We start from the raw sequence: 19770 nt of genomic DNA on the forward strand, positions 1-19770 counted from the left end.
CATGCGCATCACCTGTCCCTTTTGCGGCGAACGCGAACTCGGCGAGTTCACCTATCTCGGCGACGCCAAGCCGGTGCGTCCGGCGACTGGCGCTTCGGAGGACGATGTCTTCGACTACGTTTACCTGCGCGACAATGTCGCCGGCGTGATGGACGAGAACTGGTATCACGGCGGCGGCTGCCGGGCGTGGCTGAAGGTCACCCGCAACACGCTGACGCACGAGATTTCGGCTGTGGCGCCAGCGGCGGGCGCCGGGGCGAGGCAGGCTGCGAAATGAACTTTTCTGTCGAGGTCAGCGCCGCGAACTCCGCCAGGCCTCTACCTCCCCCTTGTGGGGAGGTTGGACCGCAGGTCCGGGTGGGGGTCTGCGCCGCCCCCCCACCCCGCTGCTTCGCAGCGACCCTCCCCACCAGGGGGAGGGTAAGAAGCGGCAGGGCGATGAGGGGCAGCGCGACGCCAGTGCATGAGGCTGCATCGTGATTTCCTCCCAATCCAATCGTCTCCCGACCGGCGGCCTCGTCGACCGCTCGGCGCCGCTGAGCTTCCGCTTCGATGGCAAGACGTTCTTCGGCTTCGAGGGCGACACGCTGGCGTCGGCGCTTGTCGCCAACGGCGTCAAGCTGGTCGGCCGCTCGTTCAAATACCACCGCCCGCGCGGCATTCTGACCTCTGGTTCGGAAGAGCCCAATGCGCTGGTCGAACTGCGCACCGGCGCACGCCGCGAGCCGAACACCAAGGCAACCACAGCGGAGCTCTATGAAGGGCTCGAGGCCGCCAGCCAGAACCGCTGGCCGTCGCTCAATTTCGATGTGATGTCGGTCAACCAACTGTTCGCGCCGATCTTCGTCGCCGGCTTTTATTACAAGACCTTCATGTGGCCGGCGAAATTCTGGGAAGCGATCTACGAGCCGGCGATCCGCCGCGCCGCGGGTCTCGGCCGCGCTGCCGGCGTTGCCGATCCCGATCATTACGACAAGGCCTGGGCGCATTGCGACGTGCTGATCGCCGGCTCCGGCCCGACCGGACTTGCGGCAGCCCTCGCCGCCGGCCGCTCCGGCGCCCGCGTCATCCTGTGCGAAGAGGATTTTGTCCCCGGGGGCCGCCTGCTGTCGGATGGCGGCACGATCGACGGACTGCCTGCGGCCGAGTGGCTGTCGCGGACCCTGGCGGAACTCGCCGCAATGCCCGACGTCCGCATCATGACCCGCACGACGCTGTTCGGCGTCTATGATGGCGGCACCTACGGCGCGATCGAGCGGGTCAATGACCATCTGCCCTCGCCGCCCGAGCATCAGGTGCGCCAGCGGATGTGGCGGATCGTGGCCAGGCGTTGCGTCGTCGCGGCCGGCGCTCTCGAACGTCCGGTCGTCTTTGCCGGCAACGATACGCCCGGCGTGATGATGGCTTCCGCGATGCGGACCTATGTCGCGCGCTATGCCGCCGCTCCTGCGAAACGCATCGCGCTGTTCACCAACAACGAGGATGGCTGGCGCACGGTCGAGACAGCGCTCGCCTCCGGATTGCAGATCGCGGCGGTCATAGACGCACGGCCCGATGTCTCGCCGGCCCATCGTTCACTCGCCTCAAAGAGCGGTTTCCCGCTGCTGCATGGCGCCGTCAGCTGTGTGGACGGCGGCAAGGACGGTGTGCGGAAGATCTCCGTCTCTCTCACCGGCGGTGCGCGAGCCGAAGTGGAAGCGGACGGGCTTGCCGTTTCCGGCGGCTGGAACCCGGCGGTCGGGCTCACCTCCTATCATCGCGGCCGGCCGAAATGGCGCGACGACATCGCCGCCTTCGTACCCGACGGCGCGCCTCCAGGCATGGTCGCCGCCGGCGCCGCCAATGGCTCGTTCGGTCTCGGCGCCTGCCTGGCGGGAGGGTTTGCAGCAGGCGCGGCGGCCGCGCTCGACGCCGGGCGCAGCGGCAAGGCCGGCACAGCGCCGACCGCCGATGACGAGGCGTTCTCGTTGACGCCGCTCTGGCACGTCGCCGGCAAGGGCAAGGCGTTCGTCGACCAGCAGCACGACGTCACCGCTTCCGACATCGAACTGGCGCAGCGTGAGGGCTTTGAATCGGTCGAGCATCTGAAGCGCTACACGACGCTCGGCATGGCGACCGACCAGGGCAAGACCTCCAACGTCGCCGGCCTTGCCATCATGGCTGCGGTGTCGGGCAAGTCCATTCCCGAAACCGGCACGACGATCTACCGCCCGCCCTATGTGCCGGTCGCCATCGGCGCCTTTGCCGGCCATCACCGCGACGAGACTTTCCACGCCACAAGGCTGACGCCTTCGCACCACTGGGCCGCCGAACAGGGTGCCGTCTTCGTCGACACCGGCCTGTGGAAGCGTGCGCAATGGTATCCGCGCACGGGCGAGAAGGACTGGCTGGAATCCGTCACCCGCGAGGTCAAGGCGGTGCGTTCCGGCGTGGGCTTCTGCGATGTCTCGACGCTCGGCAAGATCGACGTGCACGGCCCCGATGCCGGCGCCTTTCTCGACCGTGTCTACATCAACACCTTCTCCAACCTCGCCGTCGGCAAAGCGCGCTACGGGCTGATGCTGCGCGAGGACGGGTTCGTCTATGATGACGGCACGACGTCGCGGCTGGCCGATGATCATTATTTCCTGACCACCACCACGGCCAAGGCCGGACTGGTGATGCAGCATCTCGAATACTGCCGGCAGGTGCTGTTCCCAGCGCTCGACGTGCAGCTCACATCCGTCTCCGACCAATGGGCGCAATTCTCGATCGCCGGGCCGAAGACGCGTGATCTGCTGAAGGAGATCGTCGATCCGGCCGAGGATCTGTCGAACGAAGGTTTCCCCTTCATGGGCGCGCGCGAAGTCGCGCTGCGCGGCGGCATCAAGGCGCGGCTGTTCCGCATTTCCTTCTCCGGCGAAATGGCGTTCGAAATTTCGGTGCCGGCGCGCTATGGCGAGGCGATGGCGCGCAATTTGATGCTGGCCGGCAAACCGTTCGGCGTAACGCCATACGGCACCGAGGCGCTCGGCGTCATGCGCATCGAAAAGGGCCATGTGGCCGGTCCGGAACTGAGCGGAACCACCACTGCCGCCGACCTCGGCCTCGGCAAGATGATGTCGACCAAGAAGGATTTCATCGGCCGCGTCATGGCGGGTCGCGGGGCGCTGGTCGCGCCGGACCGGCAGGTCGTCGTCGGCATCAAGCCGACCGACAAGGCGCGGCGGCTGCGCTCCGGCGCGCACATCGTTCCGAAGGGCCAGACGCCCGGACCTGATAACGACGAGGGCTATGTCACCTCGGTCTGCTTCTCGCCGACGCTGGAGCAGTGGATCGGGCTCGCGCTTGTCGAGCGCGGCCGCGAGCGCATCGGCGAGATCGTGCGCGCGCACGATCCGCTGCGCGCAGAAGAGTATGACGTTGAACTGTGCAATCCAGTCTTCTACGACCCGGATGGAGGGCGCCAGCGTGGCTGAGTTTTCCTGGGAAGTCCGCAGCCCGCTCGACCGCGCGCTGGTCACGGGGCCATATGGCGCGCGTGGCGAGGCCGACGTGTCGCTGACCGAGATCCGGAATTTCGACCTCGTGCAAGTGATGGCGCGGCGCGGCCAAGCGGCTGAAATGGCCAAGGCCGCCAAGGCGCGTTTCGGCGTTGCGGCGCCGGAAACACCGAAGGCGGTGAGTACGGCCGACGCGACGCTGATCTGGTCGGGACCGGATCAGTTTTTCGTCCTGTCGAAGGGCGGCAAGCATGCGGTCGAGCCGCTCGCTCAAGCCTTTGCGGCCTCAGGGTCGCTTTCAGATCAATCGCATGCGCGAGTCTTGATCAGCATTTACGGCGGCAAGGCTCGGGAGATGCTGGCGAAATTGTCGTCGATCGATTTGCACCCGGAGACATTCCCCGTCGGCGCAGCCGCCGCGACGTCGATGGATCACACCAGCATTACGCTTTGGCGCGGGGAGGATCGAAACGGACAGGCGGTGTTCAATTTGCTTGTGTTCGCGACCTTTGCCGAAAGCCTGTGGCACACGATCCTGGACTCGGCTGCGGAATATGGCGTTAAGACTAGCCACTCTGAGGAATTGGTGTAGCCTTGACGCGTCTTCCTTCTCCCCTTGTGGGAGAAGGTGGCCTCGCGAAGCGAGGTCGGATGAGGGGTGTTCCAGGGAACGCCAACGTCTCACTCCGCTGGAACACCCCTCATCCGTCTCGGCGCTGACGCGCCGATCCACCTTCTCCCACAAGGGGAGAAGGAAGAACCCCATCCACCTGCGCCTTGCCAAACGCAACCGCACTGCTATTCTTGGTGCTAAAATAATTTTACACACAGGCAAACTTGTTTCTCGAACCGCAAGGCTGAGATGAGCCAGTCGCCCTACCCTGCCGTCGCATCCGGACCGCCCCGGCCGAGCCTGATCCTGCGGCCCGGGCAGATCGCGCTGCCGCCGGGCATGGAGCGCTATACGGTCAAAGGCAACGGTGCGGTGCTGATTGAGATCGAGGCCGGTGATACGATCACGGTGCGCAATGTCGAGGGCGGCCAGGCTTGCGAGTTGCTGTCGTGGGACGGCACAGGTGCGACCGATCCCTCCATCCTCGGTGAAAAACCCAACAGCAATGCCGCCGGCATCAAGGCGCTGCTTGCCGAGGGCGACGACAGTCTCGCGTCCCTGCAGCGCGGGCTCGCGCGCCGGCAGGTGCAGCTCGACCAGGCCAAGGCGGTGCGCGTGTTCGGCGGCGCCACGCCGGCCGGCACCGAACAGGGTTTTACGGTTGCGCGCGATGGCTCGGTGATAATCGCCGCGCCCGGCGGGCCGATGCTGGTCGACGGCCATGACACGGCGACGCCGTTAACTGTGATCCTCCGGCGCGCCACCATCCGTCCGGCGGCGAAGTCGCAATTGGCCGACCCGCTCGCCGATCCGGTACTCGACCTGCGCGTCCATTCGGCGACGGCGGAATCCTATTTCGTCAAGGCCGGCGACTATTTGCAGATCATCGATGTCGACGGCCGCCAGTGCACCGACTTCCAGTGCTTTTCGGCGCGCAAGCTGGACAAGGGGTTAGACCATCCGCTCGACGTGACGACCACCCGCACGCTGATGGGATCGAGCTATCCGATGCCGGGGCTGCACTCGAAATATTACGACCAGGATATGGAGCCGCTGGTCGAAGTGGTGCAGGACACATGCGGCCGGCACGACGCCTTCGCGCTCGCATGCGCCGCCAAATATTACGATGACATCGGCTATCCCGGCCATGCCAACTGCTCGGAGAACTTCAACCGCGCGCTGTCGGACAAGGGCGTCACGCCACGCGCCGGCTGGATGGCGATCAACTTCTTCTTCAACACGGCGATCGACGCGCATGGCGTCATGGTCTCCGACGAGCCATGGTCCCGCCCGGGCGATTATGTGCTGCTGCGCGCGCTTACCGACATCGTCTGCGTCTCCTCCGCCTGCCCCGACGATACCACACCGGCCAATGGCTGGAACCTGACCGACATCCATGTGCGCACCTATTCCGGCCAGCACAAATTCTCGCGAGCGATCGCCAGACGCATGACGCCCGATTCGGAACCCAAAATGACCCGCGAGACAGCCTTTCATCAGAGCTTTGCCAAGCACACACGCGACTTCGTCGAGTACAGGGGCTATTGGTTGGCCAACTCCTTCGCCAGGGAAGGCGCGATCGCCGAATACTGGGCCTGCCGGCAGGCCGCCGTGATCATGGACCTGTCGCCGCTGCGCAAGTTCGAGGTCACCGGCCCGGATTCCGAAGCGCTGCTGCAATACACGCTGACCCGCGACGTCAAGAAGCTCGGCGTCGGCCAGGTCGTCTATTCCGCCATGTGCTACGAGCATGGCGGCATGATCGACGACGGCACGCTGCTCAGGCTCGGCAAGGACAATTTCCGCTGGGTCGGCGGCGACGATCTGTCCGGCGAATGGCTGCGCGAGACGGCGACAAAGCTGGGCCTCAACGTGCTGGTGCGCTCGTCCACCGACCAGATGCACAATATCGCCGTGCAGGGGCCGAAGAGCCGCGACATCCTGAGGGAGGTGATCTGGACCTCGCCGCTACAGCCGTCGATCGAGGAACTGGAATGGTTCCGCTTCGCCGTCGCGCGCATCGGCGGCGGCAATGGCGTTCCGGTCGTCGTCTCACGCACCGGCTATACCGGTGAACTCGGCTACGAGATCTGGTGTCATCCACGCGACGCCGAAAAGGTCTTCGAGGCGATCTGGGCGGCCGGCCAGCCGCATGGACTGAAGCCGATGGGCCTGCAGGCGCTCGACATGGTGCGCATCGAGGCCGGCCTGATCTTCGCCGGCTACGAGTTCTCCGACCAGACCGATCCGTTCGAGGCGGGCATCGGCTTCACCGTGCCGCTGAAGACCAAGACCGACGACTTCATCGGCCGTGAGGCGCTGATCCGGCGCAAGGAGCATCCGCAGACGAAGCTGGTCGGCCTCGACATCGACGCCAATGTGGCGGTCGGCCATGGCGACTGCGTGCATGTCGGCCGCGCCCAGATCGGCGTCGTCACCTCAGGCATGCGCTCGCCGGTGCTGAACAAGACCATCGCCCTGGCGCGGCTTGACGTCACCCACGCGGCTGTCGGCACCGAGGTTGAAATCGGCAAGCTCGACGGCCATGCCAAGCGGCTGCCGGCACGAGTCGTGGCCTTCGCCCATTACGATCCGCAAAAGACCAGGCCGCGTTCCTGATCGCGGCCTTTCGGGCATACGGGATTGCCCCGTAGGCGGCGCCGCAGGGCACATTTGTGCGCCCGCCCGCAAGCGTGATGTGCACGGCGCGACAAAACGCTTGACGTGAAAGCGCGCCGGATCAATCTTCACTCTTAAGAAAAAAATACGACTGAGTGGAAACACTGAAGTCGCGGCGATATTGGCCGGGGAGCAAGCTTCGCAAAGTCGAGGCGGCGCCGGCGGGGAACATCAAAAAGGGGAATTCACCGACATGAGCACCATAAGCACGGTCCTGGAGCAGCCTGCCGAAAGCAAGCTGCTCAGGCATATCGACTGGCGCGGCGCCTTCTGGGTGGCCAGCGGCGTTCCGGCCCTCGTCCTGTTTTCGATCGGCGGCATCGCCGGCACGACCGGCACGCTCGCCTTCCTGATCTGGACCGTGTCCATGGTCATGGGCTTCCTGCAATCCTTCACCTATGCCGAGATCGCCGGCCTGTTCCCGAACAAGTCGGGCGGCGCCTCGATCTACGGTGCGACCGCCTGGCTGCGCTACTCCAAGTTCATCGCGCCGTTGTCGGTGTGGTGCAACTGGTTCGCCTGGTCGCCGGTGCTCTCGCTCGGCTGCTCGATCGCCGCCGCCTATATCCTCAATGCGCTGGCGCCGGTGCCTATCTTTACCGACACGTCGCCCGAGGTCGCCGCTTATATCGCGGCGCATGCCGGAACGAGCGCCGCCGACGCCATTACCGCGGTGACCGCGGCGGCGACCCCGGCGATCCGCACGTGGTCGGCGTTCAGCCACACGCTGGGACCGGTGTCCTTCACCTTCAACGCCACCTTCTTCATCGGCGCCGTGCTGATGCTGATGATCTTCTCGATCCAGCATCGCGGTATCCTGGGCACCGCCAATGTGCAGAAATATATCGGCCTGCTGGTCATCGTCCCGATGCTGATCGTCGGCGTCGTGCCGATCTTCACCGGCCAGATCAGCTGGGCGAATTTTTCGCCGCTGGTGCCGCTAGCGGCCGCCTATGCGCCGGAGCCCGGCGCCTGGAACATCGCCGGCTGGACACTGGTGCTCGGCGGCATGTTCATCGCCGCCTGGTCGACCTACGGCTTCGAGACCGCCGTCTGCTACACTTCCGAGTTCAAGAACCCCGGCACCGACACCTTCAAGGCCATCTTCTACTCCGGCCTGCTCTGTATGCTGCTGTTCATCCTGGTGCCGTTCACCTTCCAGGGCGTGCTCGGCCTCAACGGGATGCTGGCGACGCCGATCGTCGACGGTTCGGGCGTGGCGGATGCTCTCGCCGGCATGGTCGGCGGCGGCGGGCTTATCCACAGCCTGCTGGTGATGCTGATGATCCTGGCGCTGGTGCTGTGCATCATGACGGCAATGGCCGGCTCCTCGCGCACGCTCTACCAGGGCTCGGTCGACGGCTGGCTGCCGCGCTATCTCAGCCACGTCAACGAACATGGCGCGCCGACGCGGGCGATGTGGACCGACCTGTGCTTCAACCTGATCGTGCTGGCGATCGCCTCGGCCGATGCGACGAGCTTCTTCTTCATCCTCGCCGTATCGAATTGCGGCTACATCATCTTCAACTTCCTCAACCTCAATGCCGGCTGGATCCACCGCATCGACAACGGCCATATCGCACGCCCTTGGAAGGCCCCGACGTGGCTCTTGGGGATCGGAGCGATCTTCGCCTATGTCAACGCGATCTTCATGGGCGCCGGGGCCAAGGTGTGGAACCCGATGGCGCTGTGGGCGGGGCTGATTACCGCGGCGCTGATCATCCCGGTGTTCTGCTTCCGCCATTACATCCAGGACGGCGGCAAGTTCCCCGACCACATGCTGGCCGACCTCGGCATGGCGGGAGCGGACCTTTCGGTGAAAAAGGCGGGCATGCTGCCCTATCTGACGCTGGGCGCCGGCGTGGCGGTAATGCTGATCGCCAACTGGTTTTTCGTCATCTGATTGCCTGACGGCCAAGCGGCCTTCGGCTCAGCAAGAACAGAAATCGGCCGGTCTCAAACGGGACCGGCCGATTTGGTTCATTCAGCCGCCAAAGCGAGTTGCGGCCTCTCGACGCCTTCGACGGTTTCCGGTTCGGGCGTCTGTTCGTCGGTCGGCACCTTCTTGCGCTCACGGCCGAAGAACAGGGCGTAGCCAGCGGGCAGCACCAGGATGGTGAGCACGGTTGCAACGAGGATGCCGCCCATCATGGCGTAGGCGAGCGGCCCCCAGAACACGCCGCGCGAGATCGGGATCAGCGCCAGCACGGCCGTCATCGCCGTCAGCATGATCGGACGGAAGCGGCGGACGGCCGAGCCGATGATCGCTTCGGAACGTTCCATGCCTCTCGCGATGTCCTGGTCGATCTGGTCGACCAGGATGATCGAGTTGCGCATGATGATGCCGAGCAGCGCGATGACGCCGAGGATGGCGACGAAGCCGAACGGCGCGCCGCTGATCAGAAGCGCGGCCGCCGCGCCGATGATGCCGAGCGGGCCGGTGGCCAGCACCAGCATCGCCTTGCCGAAATGCTGCAGCTGGATCATCAGGAGAATGACGATGACGGCCAGCATGATCGGCGCCTTGGCGGCAATGGAAGCCTGGCTTTCCGCCGAATCCTCGGCACCGCCCTGGATCTCGATCTTGTAGCCGGGCGCAAGCCCGTCGCGCAGATCCTTCATGTCGTTGTACATCTTGGTGACGACGTCGTTGGACTGCACGCCGTCGGGCAAGGTCGCCCGCACGCTGATGGTCGGCAAGCGGTCGCGCCGCCACTCGACCCCTTGCTCCAGCACCGGCACCACCTTGGCCACCTGCGACAGCGGCACGAAGCCGCCGAAATCGGTCGGGATGTAGATAGAATCGACCGAGGACAGCAAGGCGCGGCTGGCATCCGGCTCGCGGGCGACGATGGACACCGTTTCCTCGCCGTCGCGGAAGTCGCCCAGCGGCGCGCCGGACATGGAGGCCTGCAGCATCTGGCGGATGCGCTGCGAGGTGACGCCCAACGCGCGGGCGCGGTCCTGGTCGATGACCAGCTTCATCGCCGGCACAGGTTCCAGCCAATCGTCATGGACGGCGCCGAGCAGCGGGTTGGCCTGGAATTTCGCCTTCACCTGGTCGGCAATGCGCCGCACTTCCTGGCGGTCCGGGCCCATGACGCGCATCTGCACCGGCCAGCCAGTTGGCGGGCCGAGGAACAAGCGATCGACCTTGCCGCGGATGGAGGGGAAGTCCTGCGCCAGGATGGTGCGCAGCTTGACGATCAGCCGCTCGCGCGCCGGCTCGTCATTGGCCATCACAAGAAGCTGGGCGAAGTTCGGATTCCTGAGCTGCTGGTCCAGCGGCAGGAAGAAGCGCGGCGCGCCTTCACCGATATAGGTGGCGATGAAGCGCTTGTCCTTGTCGTCCATCATCTTGGCTTCCAGCGCCTTGGCCTGCGTCTCGACTTCCTTGATGCTGGTGCCTTCCGGCAGCCAGAGATCGACGAGGATTTCCGGGCGCGACGATTGCGGGAAGAAGTTCTGCGGAATGAACTGGAAGGCCCACAGGCTGGTGGCGAAAGTCACCAGCGTCATCGTCAGCACGATGATGCGATGGCGCACGGCCCAGGTAACCGTCGAGCGAAGCCGGCGATAGAAACGGGTGTCGAAGACGTCGTGGTGGGAGCCGGCATGCTTGCGCTGCTTGAGGATCATATATCCCAGCCATGGCGTGAAATAGACCGCCACGAACCAGGACACCACCAGCGCGATGCCGACGACGTAGAACAGCGTGCGCACATATTCGCCGGCGGTGGAGGCGGCAAAGCCGACCGGAATGAAGCCGGCGGTGGTGATCAGCGTACCGGTCAGCATCGGAAATGCGGTCGAGGAATAGGCGAAACTCGCCGCCTCGATCTTGACCAGCCCCTCCTCCAGCTTGCGTTCCATCATCTCGACGACGATCATCGCGTCGTCGACGAGCAGGCCGAGCGCGATGATCAAGGCACCCAGCGAAATGCGCTGCAGGTCGATGCCGATCTCGTACATGATGGCGAAGGTGGCGGCCAGCACCAGCGGAATGGCGATGGCAATGACAAGTCCGGAGCGCCAGCCGATCGACAGGAACGAGACGACGAGCACGATCAGCAGCGCTTCGCCGAGCGCATGCATGAACTCGCTGACAGCGTCCCTGACGACCTCGGGCTGGTCCGATATCTGGTCGACGGAGACGCCATAGGGCAGCGCCTCCTCGAATCGCTTGTAGGTCGCCTCGACGTCCTTGCCGACATCGGTGACGTTGAAGCCCTTGGCCATGACGACGCCGAGCTGGACGCTCTCGTGGCCGTTGAACCGGTACTTGCGCTCGAAGGGATCCTCCAGCCCCGAGCTCACAGTCGCGATATCGCCAAGGCGCGTTACCTGGTTGCCGGCGCGCAAGCGCAGTTCGCGAATGTCGGCCGCCCTGGTGACGTCGCCCTCGACCGAAATGCGGACCGAGCGCAAGCCGGTGTCGACCGAGCCCGCCGGGTCGACATTGTTCTGTCCCTTGATCGCGTTCTGCAGGTCGGTCAGCGTCAGGCCGCGCTCGGCCAGCGCCTTGGACGAGACGTCGATATAGATCTTCTCGGGCTGGTCGCCGATGATGACCGCCTTCTCGACGCCGGGCGTCGTCAGCAGCATGTCGCGGGCCTGGATGGCGAACTTCTTCAATTCGGGATAGCTGAAGCCGTCGCCGCTGATGGAATGCAAGGTGATGAAGGTGTCGCCGAATTCATCGTTGAAATAGGGGCCGAGCAGGCCTTGCGGCAGATCGCCTGCTATGTCGCCGACCTTCTTGCGCACCTGATAGAAGGCGTCGTTGACCTGGGCCGCATTGGTGTCGCCCTTGATCTGAACCGTGATGATGGCGCTGCCGGCCCGCGTATAGGAGCGCACGAAGTCGAGATGCGGCGTCTCCTGCAGCTTGCGTTCGATCTTGTTGACGACCTGGTCTTCCATCTCCTGAATCGAAGAACCCGGCCAGATCGCCTGCACGACCATGACGCGGAAGGTGAAGTCGGGATCTTCCTTCTGGCCCATGCGCATCAGGCCGAGCGCGCCGGCAAGGATGATCAGGCCGAACAGGAAACGTGCGATGCTCGGATGCCCGATCGCCCAGCGCGAGAGGTTGAAAGGCCGCTTTTCAGTGCTGCTGTCGGTGGTCATGGCGCCAGTCCAGTCCAATTGATCTGCAAGGCAGGTTCATCATGCCGTTCATGCGTTCTTCGTCTGGCTTCCGGGCGGCGAAGCTCCCTCAAGCGGAGAGACTCGCATCGCGTATGACGCGACAATGATGCGGGGGAGCCATCTTGCCGGCGTCTCGACGATCGGGCGCCTGCCGCCCGGAAACCATGGCCTGCCCGGTCTTGCGGCTCGCACCGACAGGACAGGGAGGGTTTTCGTTGTGCCTGGCTGTCAGCGCAGGCTGCTGGTGGCAGCGTCGTCCGCCGCCGAGGCGGACTGCTGGAGACTGTCGCCGGACAGCTTGACCTTCAGATTGTCGGTCATGAACTGCGTGCCAGCGGCAACCACGACGTCGCCCTGCTTGAGGCCGTCGGCAACCGCGACGCCGTCGGCGGTGAAGTTCGCGATCTTGACCGGGCGCGAATGCACGGTGTCGCTGCCGCGGTCGACGGCCCAGACGATCTTCTGCCCGTCCTTTTCAGCCAAGGCGCTGAGCGGGATCGAGACCAGCTGGGTCTTGCTGTCGACCGTCGCCTGCACGTTGGCGGTCATGCCGAGCAGCACGCGCGGGTCGTTTGGGAGCGAGACGCGAACGGCGAAGGTACGCGACTGCGGGTCGGCACTGCCGGCAACTTCGCGGACCTTGCCGGCAAGCGTCAGCGCATCGTCCGCCCAGAAGCTTGCCTTGACCTCCTTGCCCGGCCTGAAGCCGGCAATATCCATTTCCGGAACCGCGATCAGCACTTCCTTCTCGCCGTCGACGGCAACCGTCATCACGGGCGTGCCGGCACCGACCACCTGGCCGACATCGGCACTGACCGCGGTGACGATGCCGTTCTCGCTCGCCTTGAGATCGGTATAGTGGACCTGGTTCTGAGCCTGGGCGAGGGTCGAGCGGGCGGCATCGCGCGTCGCGACCGCCTGGTTATAGGTCAGCGTCGCCTGCTCAAGCTGCGATTTCGGCGCGAAATTCTTGGCATAAAGCTGCTCGGCGCGCTTCCTGGCGAGATCCACCGTCTCGACCTGGCGCTCGGCGGCGTCAAGGCTCGCCGCCGCGCTCTTGACCGAAAGCTCGTAATCGGAGGGATCGATGCGGGCGAGGACGTCGCCCGAGGTGACATGCTGGCCGATGTCGACGAGCCTCTCGGTGACCTTGCCGGCAACGCGGAAGCCGAGATTCATCTCGGTGCGGGCACGCACCGAACCGGAATAATCGAGCTGGCGCGTGGTCTGCGCCGCGCCGATCTCGACGACCTTGACGGGGCGGATGATATCCTTGACCTCCGCCTTCTCCTGGGAACAGCCGGCAAGGCCAAGCGCCGCGACGATCAGGCCGGCAACCGGCAGCCAGCGGATAATGGAATTGGACGAAGACACCTTAGCACTCCCAAACTGGAGATTGATTGTCATTGCCGGCGCCCGGCGGGCGGCGGCTATTTCTTCAAGGCCTTGATCGCATAGTCGATGAGGTCGTCGGGCATTGCCCGGTTGGTCTTGGCAAGACACTGGGCCACCATCTGCGGGTGGCACAAAATGACCGTGGCGGCGCCGAAGCAGCGCGACGCAATCACCGGATCCTGCTCCCTGAATTCGCCGGCCGCGATGCCCTCGCGGATCACCTCGGCAAAAAGATCGTGGATACTGTCGACATGCTTGTCGATGACGCCCCAATCGCGCTCGAGGGCGACGATGACCATCTCATGGACCTTCTGGTCGTCGAGCATGACCTCCATGGTCATCTTGTACTGTGCGTGCACATAGCGCCGCAGCCGTTCCTCGGCGCTGATCGGCAAATGCATGATCTCGTAGGCCATCCTGTAGCTGGCCCCGAGCATCCGGCCGCAGACCGCCTGGTGGATTTCGACCTTGGACGCAAAGAAGCGATAGATGTTGGCTGGCGACATGCCGAGTTCGCGGGCAATGTCGGCGACATTGGTCTTGCCGTAGCCATAGTGCCGGAACAGGCGCTCGGCGCAATCGAGAATGCGCGTCACATTCTCTTGGCGGGCGGCATCGGCGACGATGTTGGCGGTTTCGGACATAGCCTCTTTCGATTTACTAGTGATGAATTTTGATTTTCGTCACTCGTAAATCGAAAGGAACGAGATGTCAACACGGATTCGGCGTACGCGTACAAAATGGTGACAGATGGTGACAGTGAGGGGTGCCTCGCCTCGCGAAGCGACGTCTCGGAAACCCTGGATTCCCGTGACATTGCGGCCGAACTCCGGCAGTCGAGGATGGCTGCTGTGGGCTACAGCAAGCTCCTGATCCACCTCATTTTTTGACCGACGTCAGGGCATGGATCCTAGGGGTCTGCGCCGCGTCGCTTGCTCCTTGCTTCGCTGGGATGACGAAGTCACAAGGCCCGCCGCAAATTGTCGAGGTCATCGCAAGGGCGGCCATGCGGCCTACGCCTCCTTCGCCATCTCCCTGAGCCGGAATTTCTGGATCTTCCCAGTCGAGGTCTTCGGGATCTCGGCGAACACCACCGCTTTCGGCAGTTTGAAGCGGGCAAGCAGCGCCCGGCAATGCTCGATGATCTCGGCCTCGGTCGCTGTCTTGCCGGGCTTCAGCTCAACATAGGCGACCGGCACTTCGCCCCATTTCTCGTCCGCCCGCGCCACCACGCCGCAAGACGCAACGGACGGGTGCTTGTAGAGCGCGTCCTCGACCTCGATCGAGGAAATGTTCTCGCCGCCCGAAATGATGATGTCCTTGGAGCGGTCCTTGAGCTGGATATATCCATCCGGATGCATGACGCCGAGATCGCCGGAGTGGAACCAGCCGCCGGCGAACGCCTCGTCGGTCGCCTTGCGGTTCCTGAGATAGCCTTTCATGACGATGTTGCCGCGGAACATGACCTCGCCGATGGTCTTGCCGTCGGCGGGCGTCTGCGTCATCGTTTCGGGATCCATCACCGTGAGGCCTTCGAGCGCGGCGTAGCGCACGCCTTGCCTGGCCTTCCTCGTGGCTCTCTGCCCCTTCTCCAGATGATCCCACTCATTGTGCCATTCGTTGACCACTGCCGGGCCGTAGGTCTCGGTCAGACCATAGAGATGCGTGACGGCGAAGCCGGCATCGGCCATGCCGGTGAGCACCGCTTCCGGCGGCGGCGCGGCGGCCGTGTTGAAGGTGACGGCTTGCGGGAACTGGCGCTTGTCCTCATCCCTGGCGTTGATCAGCACCGACATGACGATCGGCGCGCCGCACAGATGGGTGACGCCGTGGTCGGCGATGGCGTCGTAGATCTGCTTCGGCCGAACCCAGCGCAGACAGACATGGGTGCCGGCCTGGACGGCCAAGGTCCACGGAAAGCACCAGCCATTGCAGTGGAACATCGGCAGCGTCCACAGATAGACCGCGTGCTTGGCCATGCCGGCATGGACGGTGTTGGCGTAGGCCATCAGCGCAGCACCCCGATGATGGTAGACAACGCCTTTCGGATTGCCTGTCGTGCCCGAGGTGTAGTTGAGCGAAATGGCGTCCCACTCGTCGTCTGGCATCGACCAGGCGAAATTCTCCTCGCCCTCGGCGACGAAGGCCTCGTAGTCAAGAGTGCCGATGCGACCGCCCTTCGGATAGGGAGCGTCCGCGGCGTAGTCGGGATCGTCATAGTCGATGACCAGGGGCTTCACCTTGGCCAGATCGAGCGCTTGCCGAACCACTGCGGAGAATTCTCGATCGACGATGAGCACCCTGGTCCCGGCATGGTCGAGCTGGAAAGCGATCACGGCGGCGTCGAGGCGGGTGTTGAGCGAATGCAGCACCGCCTTGGTCATTGGCACGCCGAAATGCGCCTCCAGCATCGGCGGCGTGTTCGACAGCATCACCGTCACCGTGTCGCCCTTGCCGATGCCGCGCCTGGCAAGCGCCGAGGCGAGCTGCAGCGAACGGTGCCAGAAATCGCGATATGTCACGCGCTGCCGGCCATGGATGATGGCGACATGATCGGGATAGGTCTTGGCTGCCCGCTCCAGATAGGTGAGCGGCGTCAGCGGCTGATGGTTGGCAGCGTTCCTGTCGAGATCCTGTTCGTAAGGATTGCCCATCCTGTCCTCCCCCGAATGTCCTTTTGCCGACAAGTTCTAATCACAGGCTCGGGCCGCGTCACCAGCAACGATGCCACGACAGGGCACGTTTGGCGCAATGATGATCTAGATTTGGCGCGCGTAAAGGCATCACGTACCTCCCTGCGGTTTGACTTTTGTCGAGAGCCGTGACTAATGTCAGCCGAGGAGACGGCATGGCGATCCGACCGGCAGAACAACTTATCCACAAGGCCGCCTGGCTCTATTATGCGCATGGCCTGCGTCAGGACCAGGTGGCGAGCCAGCTTAACATTTCCCGCGCCTCGGTGGCCATGTATCTGCGCAAGGCGCGCGAGACCGGTATCGTCAACATCTCGACCTCGACCCAGCTTTTCACCGACGACGTCATGGCGCGCAAGCTCGAGGATGCGCTCGGTCTCGACGCGGTCTGGATCGCACCGGAGAACGGCCATATCGCCGATCCCGCCACCGATATCGCGGTGCTGGCGGCGAGCGTCTTTCTTGAATTGGTGAAAAAGGGCGACCGCATCGGCGTCGCCTGGGGGCGCACCGTCTACATGATCGCCGACATCATGTCCTACGCCGATCTCCAGGATGTCACCGTGGTGCAGCTCTGCGGCAATCTCGGCGCGCCCTATTCCTATCGTCCCGACCAGTGCACGATGGAGATCGCGCGGCGGCTCAACGCCAAGGGCATCAATTTCTACGCGCCGCTCGTGTTGACCACCGAAGAACTGGCACGCGGTCTGCGGGCCGAGCCGGTCATCCTCGAACAGCTGTCGAGCATCCACGAATGCGATCTGGCGCTGTATTCGGTCGGCGCCGTCGATGCCGACAGCCATCTGGTCAAATGCGGCGCGCTGACATCAGACGAAATGGCCGACCTGCGCAAGGCGGGCGCGGCCGGCGTCATTGCCGGGCAGATCATCGATGACGAGGGCAAGGTGCTCGACTGCGGCTACAACCGCCGGGTGATCTCGGCGGAGCTTTCCTCGCTGCGCGCCATTCAGAAGCGGCTGATGGTGGTGCAGGAGGACAGCAAGTTCGAACCCCTGCTCGCGGCGATCGCCGGCGGCCTTTGCACGCATCTGGTGGTCGGCGCCGACATGGCGCAGCGGCTTCTGGATCATGCCGGAGCGCCGGGCAAAAAGGTAGCCTAGAGACCATTCCTGCCGCGGCCGTCATCAAGGCGTCGCGGCATTCCTGTTTCACCACTATGACAGCAACCGGACGAAGCTAATGAAAAACCTGTGGAATGACGGCGATGCGGAGAAGATGGTTGCCGACTATGCAAAGAAAGGCGTCGGACGCGACCTCGCGCTACGCGTCTACACGACGCGCCTGCTGGGCGGTGAACCGCGGCTGGTGCTGCATGGCGGCGGCAACACCTCCTGCAAGATCAAGGCGACCGACCTCGTCGGCGACGAATGGGACGTGCTGTGCGTCAAGGGCAGCGGCTGGGACATGGCCGTCATCGAGCCGCAGGGCCTGCCGGCGGTGAAGATGGGCGCGCTCCTCAAGGCGCGCGCGCTGGACAAGCTCGCCGATGAGGACATGGTCGCGTTGCAGCGGGCGAACCTCATCGATCCGTCCTCGCCCAATCCTTCGGTCGAGACATTGCTGCATGCCTTCCTGCCGCACAAGTTCGTCGACCACACGCACTCGACCGCCATACTGGCGATCGTCGACCAGGAAGACAGCAAACCACTGGTGAAGACGGTGTTCGGGACCAAGATGGGCTACGTGCCCTACATCATGCCGGGCTTCGACCTCGCCAAGGCGGCGGCCGACGTCTTTGATGCCGACCCTGATGTGGAAGGACTGATCCTCGACAAGCACGGCATCTTCACCTTCGGCGACGACGCCAGGCAGGCCTACGATCGGATGATCCACTATGTGAATGTCGCTGAGACGTATATTGCCGGCCACGCCAAGCCGAAGGCGGCAAAGGCCGCACTGCCGGCAAAGCTTGCGTCGCCGGCTTCCGTCGCGCCGATGCTGCGCGGCGCCGTGGCGGTGGCGCGCGGCGAAGGCCGCTTCGACCGCATGATCAGCGATTTCCGCACCTCGGACGCGATCGTCGATTTCATCAACTCGGCCGAGATCGCCGACTATGCCGCACGCGGCGTGTCGACGCCGGACCTGTCGATCCGCATCAAGACCGGGCCGATGGCGGTACCGGCGCCCGACGCGGACAAGACCGGCGACTACAAGGCCGTCATCAAGAGCCATGTCGACGCCTTCGCCAAGGAATACCGCGCCTATTTCGAGACCAATGACGCGCTCGACGACGTCAAGCGCACCATGCTCGACCCGATGCCACGACTGACGCTGGTGCCGGGGCTCGGCATGTTCGGCCATGGCCGGACGCTAAAGGACGCCAGGATCGCCTCCGACGTCGGCGAGATGTGGATCGAGGCCGTGCGCGGCGCCGAGGCGGTCGGCCGTTTCCATCCGCTTTCGAAGGCCGACCTGTTCCCGCTCGAATACTGGTCGCTGGAACAGGCCAAGCTCGCCTCCAACAAGCCGAAGCCGCTGACCGGCCAGGTGGTGCTGATCACCGGCGGCGCAGGCGCCATCGGCGCGGCGACCGCAAAACTATTCGCCGACAATGGCGCCCATGCGGTGGTCGTCGATCTCGATGGCGAAAAAGCCGCTGATGCGGCCAAGAAAGCGGGCAACGATTCGATCGGCGTCGCCGCCGATATCACCGATCCGCGCCAAGTGCGTGCAGCCTTCGACAGGGCCGTTGCCGTGTATGGCGGCGTCGACATAGTGGTGTCCAATGCCGGTGCCGCCTGGGAAGGCCGGATCGGCGAACTTGACGACGCGCTGCTGCGCAAGAGCTTCGAACTCAATTTCTTCGCCCACCAGTCTGTGGCGCAGAACGCGGTGCGCATCATGCTCGAACAAGGCACCGGCGGCGCGCTTTTGTTCAACACCTCCAAGCAGGCGGTCAATCCGGGGCCGAAATTCGGCGCCTATGGCGTGCCAAAGGCGGCGACGCTGTTCCTGTCCCGGCAATACGCGCTTGATTACGGCGCGCATGGCATCCGCTCCAACGCGGTCAATGCCGACCGCATCCGCTCCGGCCTCTTGACCGACGCCATGATCGCCAGCCGTTCGGGCGCGCGCGGTGTCTCGGAGAAGGAATACATGTCCGGCAATCTGCTCGGCCAGGAGGTGACGGCGCAGGACGTGGCGCAGGCCTTCCTGCATCATGCGCTGGCCGACCGGACCACCGCCGACGTGACGACGGTCGACGGCGGCAACATCGCGGCGGCGCTGCGGTAGGCTTGCAAGATCTGCACACTGTAGCTACATTGTGGCTCAACAGAAGGGAGTCGCGATATGGCTACAGATGCAGTGGTCCGCGCACGGATCGACGCCGCGACGAAGGATCAGGCAACGGAGGCTTTGGCAGCTATGGGCTTGTCGGTCTCTGATGCCATTCGTCTGTTGCTGGTCCGCGTCGCCGCCGACAAGGAATTTCCCTTTCCGGTAAAAGTGCCGAACGCTACCACTCAAAAGGCCATGGCCGAATTGGAGAAAGGCAAAGGAAAGCGTTTCGCCTCGGCCGATGAGTTGTTCAAGGATTTGGGGCTCTAAGCATGCCAGAGCCCATTCGCTCCGGGCAATTTCGCCGGATGTGAAGCGTATGGAAAAGCGTGGCAAGAACCTTGGGAAATTGCGTGATCTGCTAGGCCTGCTCATCGCCGGGCATGATCTGCCGGCGATGTACAAGGATCATCCTCTGAAAGGCGACTAGAAAGGCTTTCGAGATGCGCATATCGAG

The 19770-nt window shown here is 64.1% G+C and carries 13 protein-coding genes; 9 read left to right on the plus strand and 4 right to left on the minus strand.

Features of this window, described 5'->3' with window-relative positions:
• Nucleotide 1 precedes the first annotated feature (1 nt).
• The 5 genes from LB566_RS04590 to LB566_RS04610 all read left to right on the plus strand — a co-directional run bounded on the left by LB566_RS04590 (nucleotide 2) and on the right by LB566_RS04610 (nucleotide 8677).
• Nucleotides 2–277 (plus strand): sarcosine oxidase subunit delta, encoded by a 276-nt coding sequence (locus tag LB566_RS04590; protein ID WP_224623440.1) that lies wholly within the window; start codon nucleotides 2–4, stop codon nucleotides 275–277.
• A 202-nt stretch (nucleotides 278–479) separates the two neighbouring features.
• Nucleotides 480–3458, plus strand: coding sequence for a sarcosine oxidase subunit alpha (locus LB566_RS04595; protein WP_411910458.1), 2979 nt, complete (start codon nucleotides 480–482; stop codon nucleotides 3456–3458).
• Entirely contained in the window at nucleotides 3436–4074 is a 639-nt protein-coding gene (locus tag LB566_RS04600) for a sarcosine oxidase subunit gamma (protein WP_224623445.1), read from the plus strand. The genes LB566_RS04595 and LB566_RS04600 overlap by 23 nt, the downstream gene beginning before the upstream one ends.
• Before the next feature lie 270 nt (nucleotides 4075–4344).
• Nucleotides 4345–6714, plus strand: coding sequence for a DUF1989 domain-containing protein (locus LB566_RS04605; RefSeq protein WP_224623447.1), 2370 nt, complete (start codon nucleotides 4345–4347; stop codon nucleotides 6712–6714).
• A 253-nt stretch (nucleotides 6715–6967) separates the two neighbouring features.
• Entirely contained in the window at nucleotides 6968–8677 is a 1710-nt protein-coding gene (locus LB566_RS04610) for an APC family permease (protein ID WP_224623449.1), read from the plus strand.
• A gap of 77 nt (nucleotides 8678–8754) precedes the next feature.
• On the opposite strand, the gene LB566_RS04615 is transcribed toward LB566_RS04610, so the two are convergent.
• The 4 genes from LB566_RS04615 to LB566_RS04630 all read right to left on the minus strand — a co-directional run bounded on the left by LB566_RS04615 (nucleotide 8755) and on the right by LB566_RS04630 (nucleotide 15974).
• Nucleotides 8755–11904, minus strand: coding sequence for an efflux RND transporter permease subunit (locus LB566_RS04615; RefSeq protein ID WP_224623450.1), 3150 nt, complete (start codon nucleotides 11902–11904; stop codon nucleotides 8755–8757).
• A 249-nt stretch (nucleotides 11905–12153) separates the two neighbouring features.
• Nucleotides 12154–13299 (minus strand): efflux RND transporter periplasmic adaptor subunit, encoded by a 1146-nt coding sequence (locus LB566_RS04620; RefSeq protein WP_224623452.1) that lies wholly within the window; start codon nucleotides 13297–13299, stop codon nucleotides 12154–12156.
• Between the two features lie 56 nt (nucleotides 13300–13355).
• On the minus strand, nucleotides 13356–13964 hold the full coding sequence (locus tag LB566_RS04625) for a TetR family transcriptional regulator (RefSeq protein ID WP_140551146.1): 609 nt from the start codon (nucleotides 13962–13964) through the stop codon (nucleotides 13356–13358).
• 369 nt (nucleotides 13965–14333) lie between these two features.
• Entirely contained in the window at nucleotides 14334–15974 is a 1641-nt protein-coding gene (locus tag LB566_RS04630; RefSeq protein ID WP_140551147.1) for an acyl-CoA synthetase, read from the minus strand.
• A gap of 194 nt (nucleotides 15975–16168) precedes the next feature.
• Here LB566_RS04630 and LB566_RS04635 point away from each other — a divergent pair, with 194 nt between their 5' ends.
• The 4 genes from LB566_RS04635 (at nucleotide 16169) to LB566_RS30300 (ending at nucleotide 19743) form a co-directional block, all read left to right on the plus strand.
• Complete coding sequence (locus LB566_RS04635) at nucleotides 16169–17134, plus strand: sugar-binding transcriptional regulator (protein WP_224623454.1); 966 nt, start codon at nucleotides 16169–16171, stop codon at nucleotides 17132–17134.
• Nucleotides 17135–17213: 79 nt separating this feature from the next.
• Nucleotides 17214–19268, plus strand: a complete 2055-nt coding sequence (locus tag LB566_RS04640; protein ID WP_224623456.1) for a bifunctional aldolase/short-chain dehydrogenase — start codon at nucleotides 17214–17216, stop codon at nucleotides 19266–19268.
• A gap of 57 nt (nucleotides 19269–19325) precedes the next feature.
• Nucleotides 19326–19583 carry a type II toxin-antitoxin system RelB/DinJ family antitoxin gene (locus tag LB566_RS04645; RefSeq protein WP_140551150.1) on the plus strand — a complete coding sequence of 86 codons (258 nt, stop codon included), beginning with the start codon at nucleotides 19326–19328 and terminating at the stop codon, nucleotides 19581–19583.
• 49 nt (nucleotides 19584–19632) lie between these two features.
• Nucleotides 19633–19743, plus strand: coding sequence for a type II toxin-antitoxin system YafQ family toxin (locus tag LB566_RS30300; RefSeq protein WP_263497970.1), 111 nt, complete (start codon nucleotides 19633–19635; stop codon nucleotides 19741–19743).
• Nucleotides 19744–19770: the final 27 nt, after the last annotated feature.

The sequence above is a fragment of the Mesorhizobium sp. CA13 genome, assembly GCF_020165235.1.
GTDB lineage: Bacteria > Pseudomonadota > Alphaproteobacteria > Rhizobiales > Rhizobiaceae > Mesorhizobium.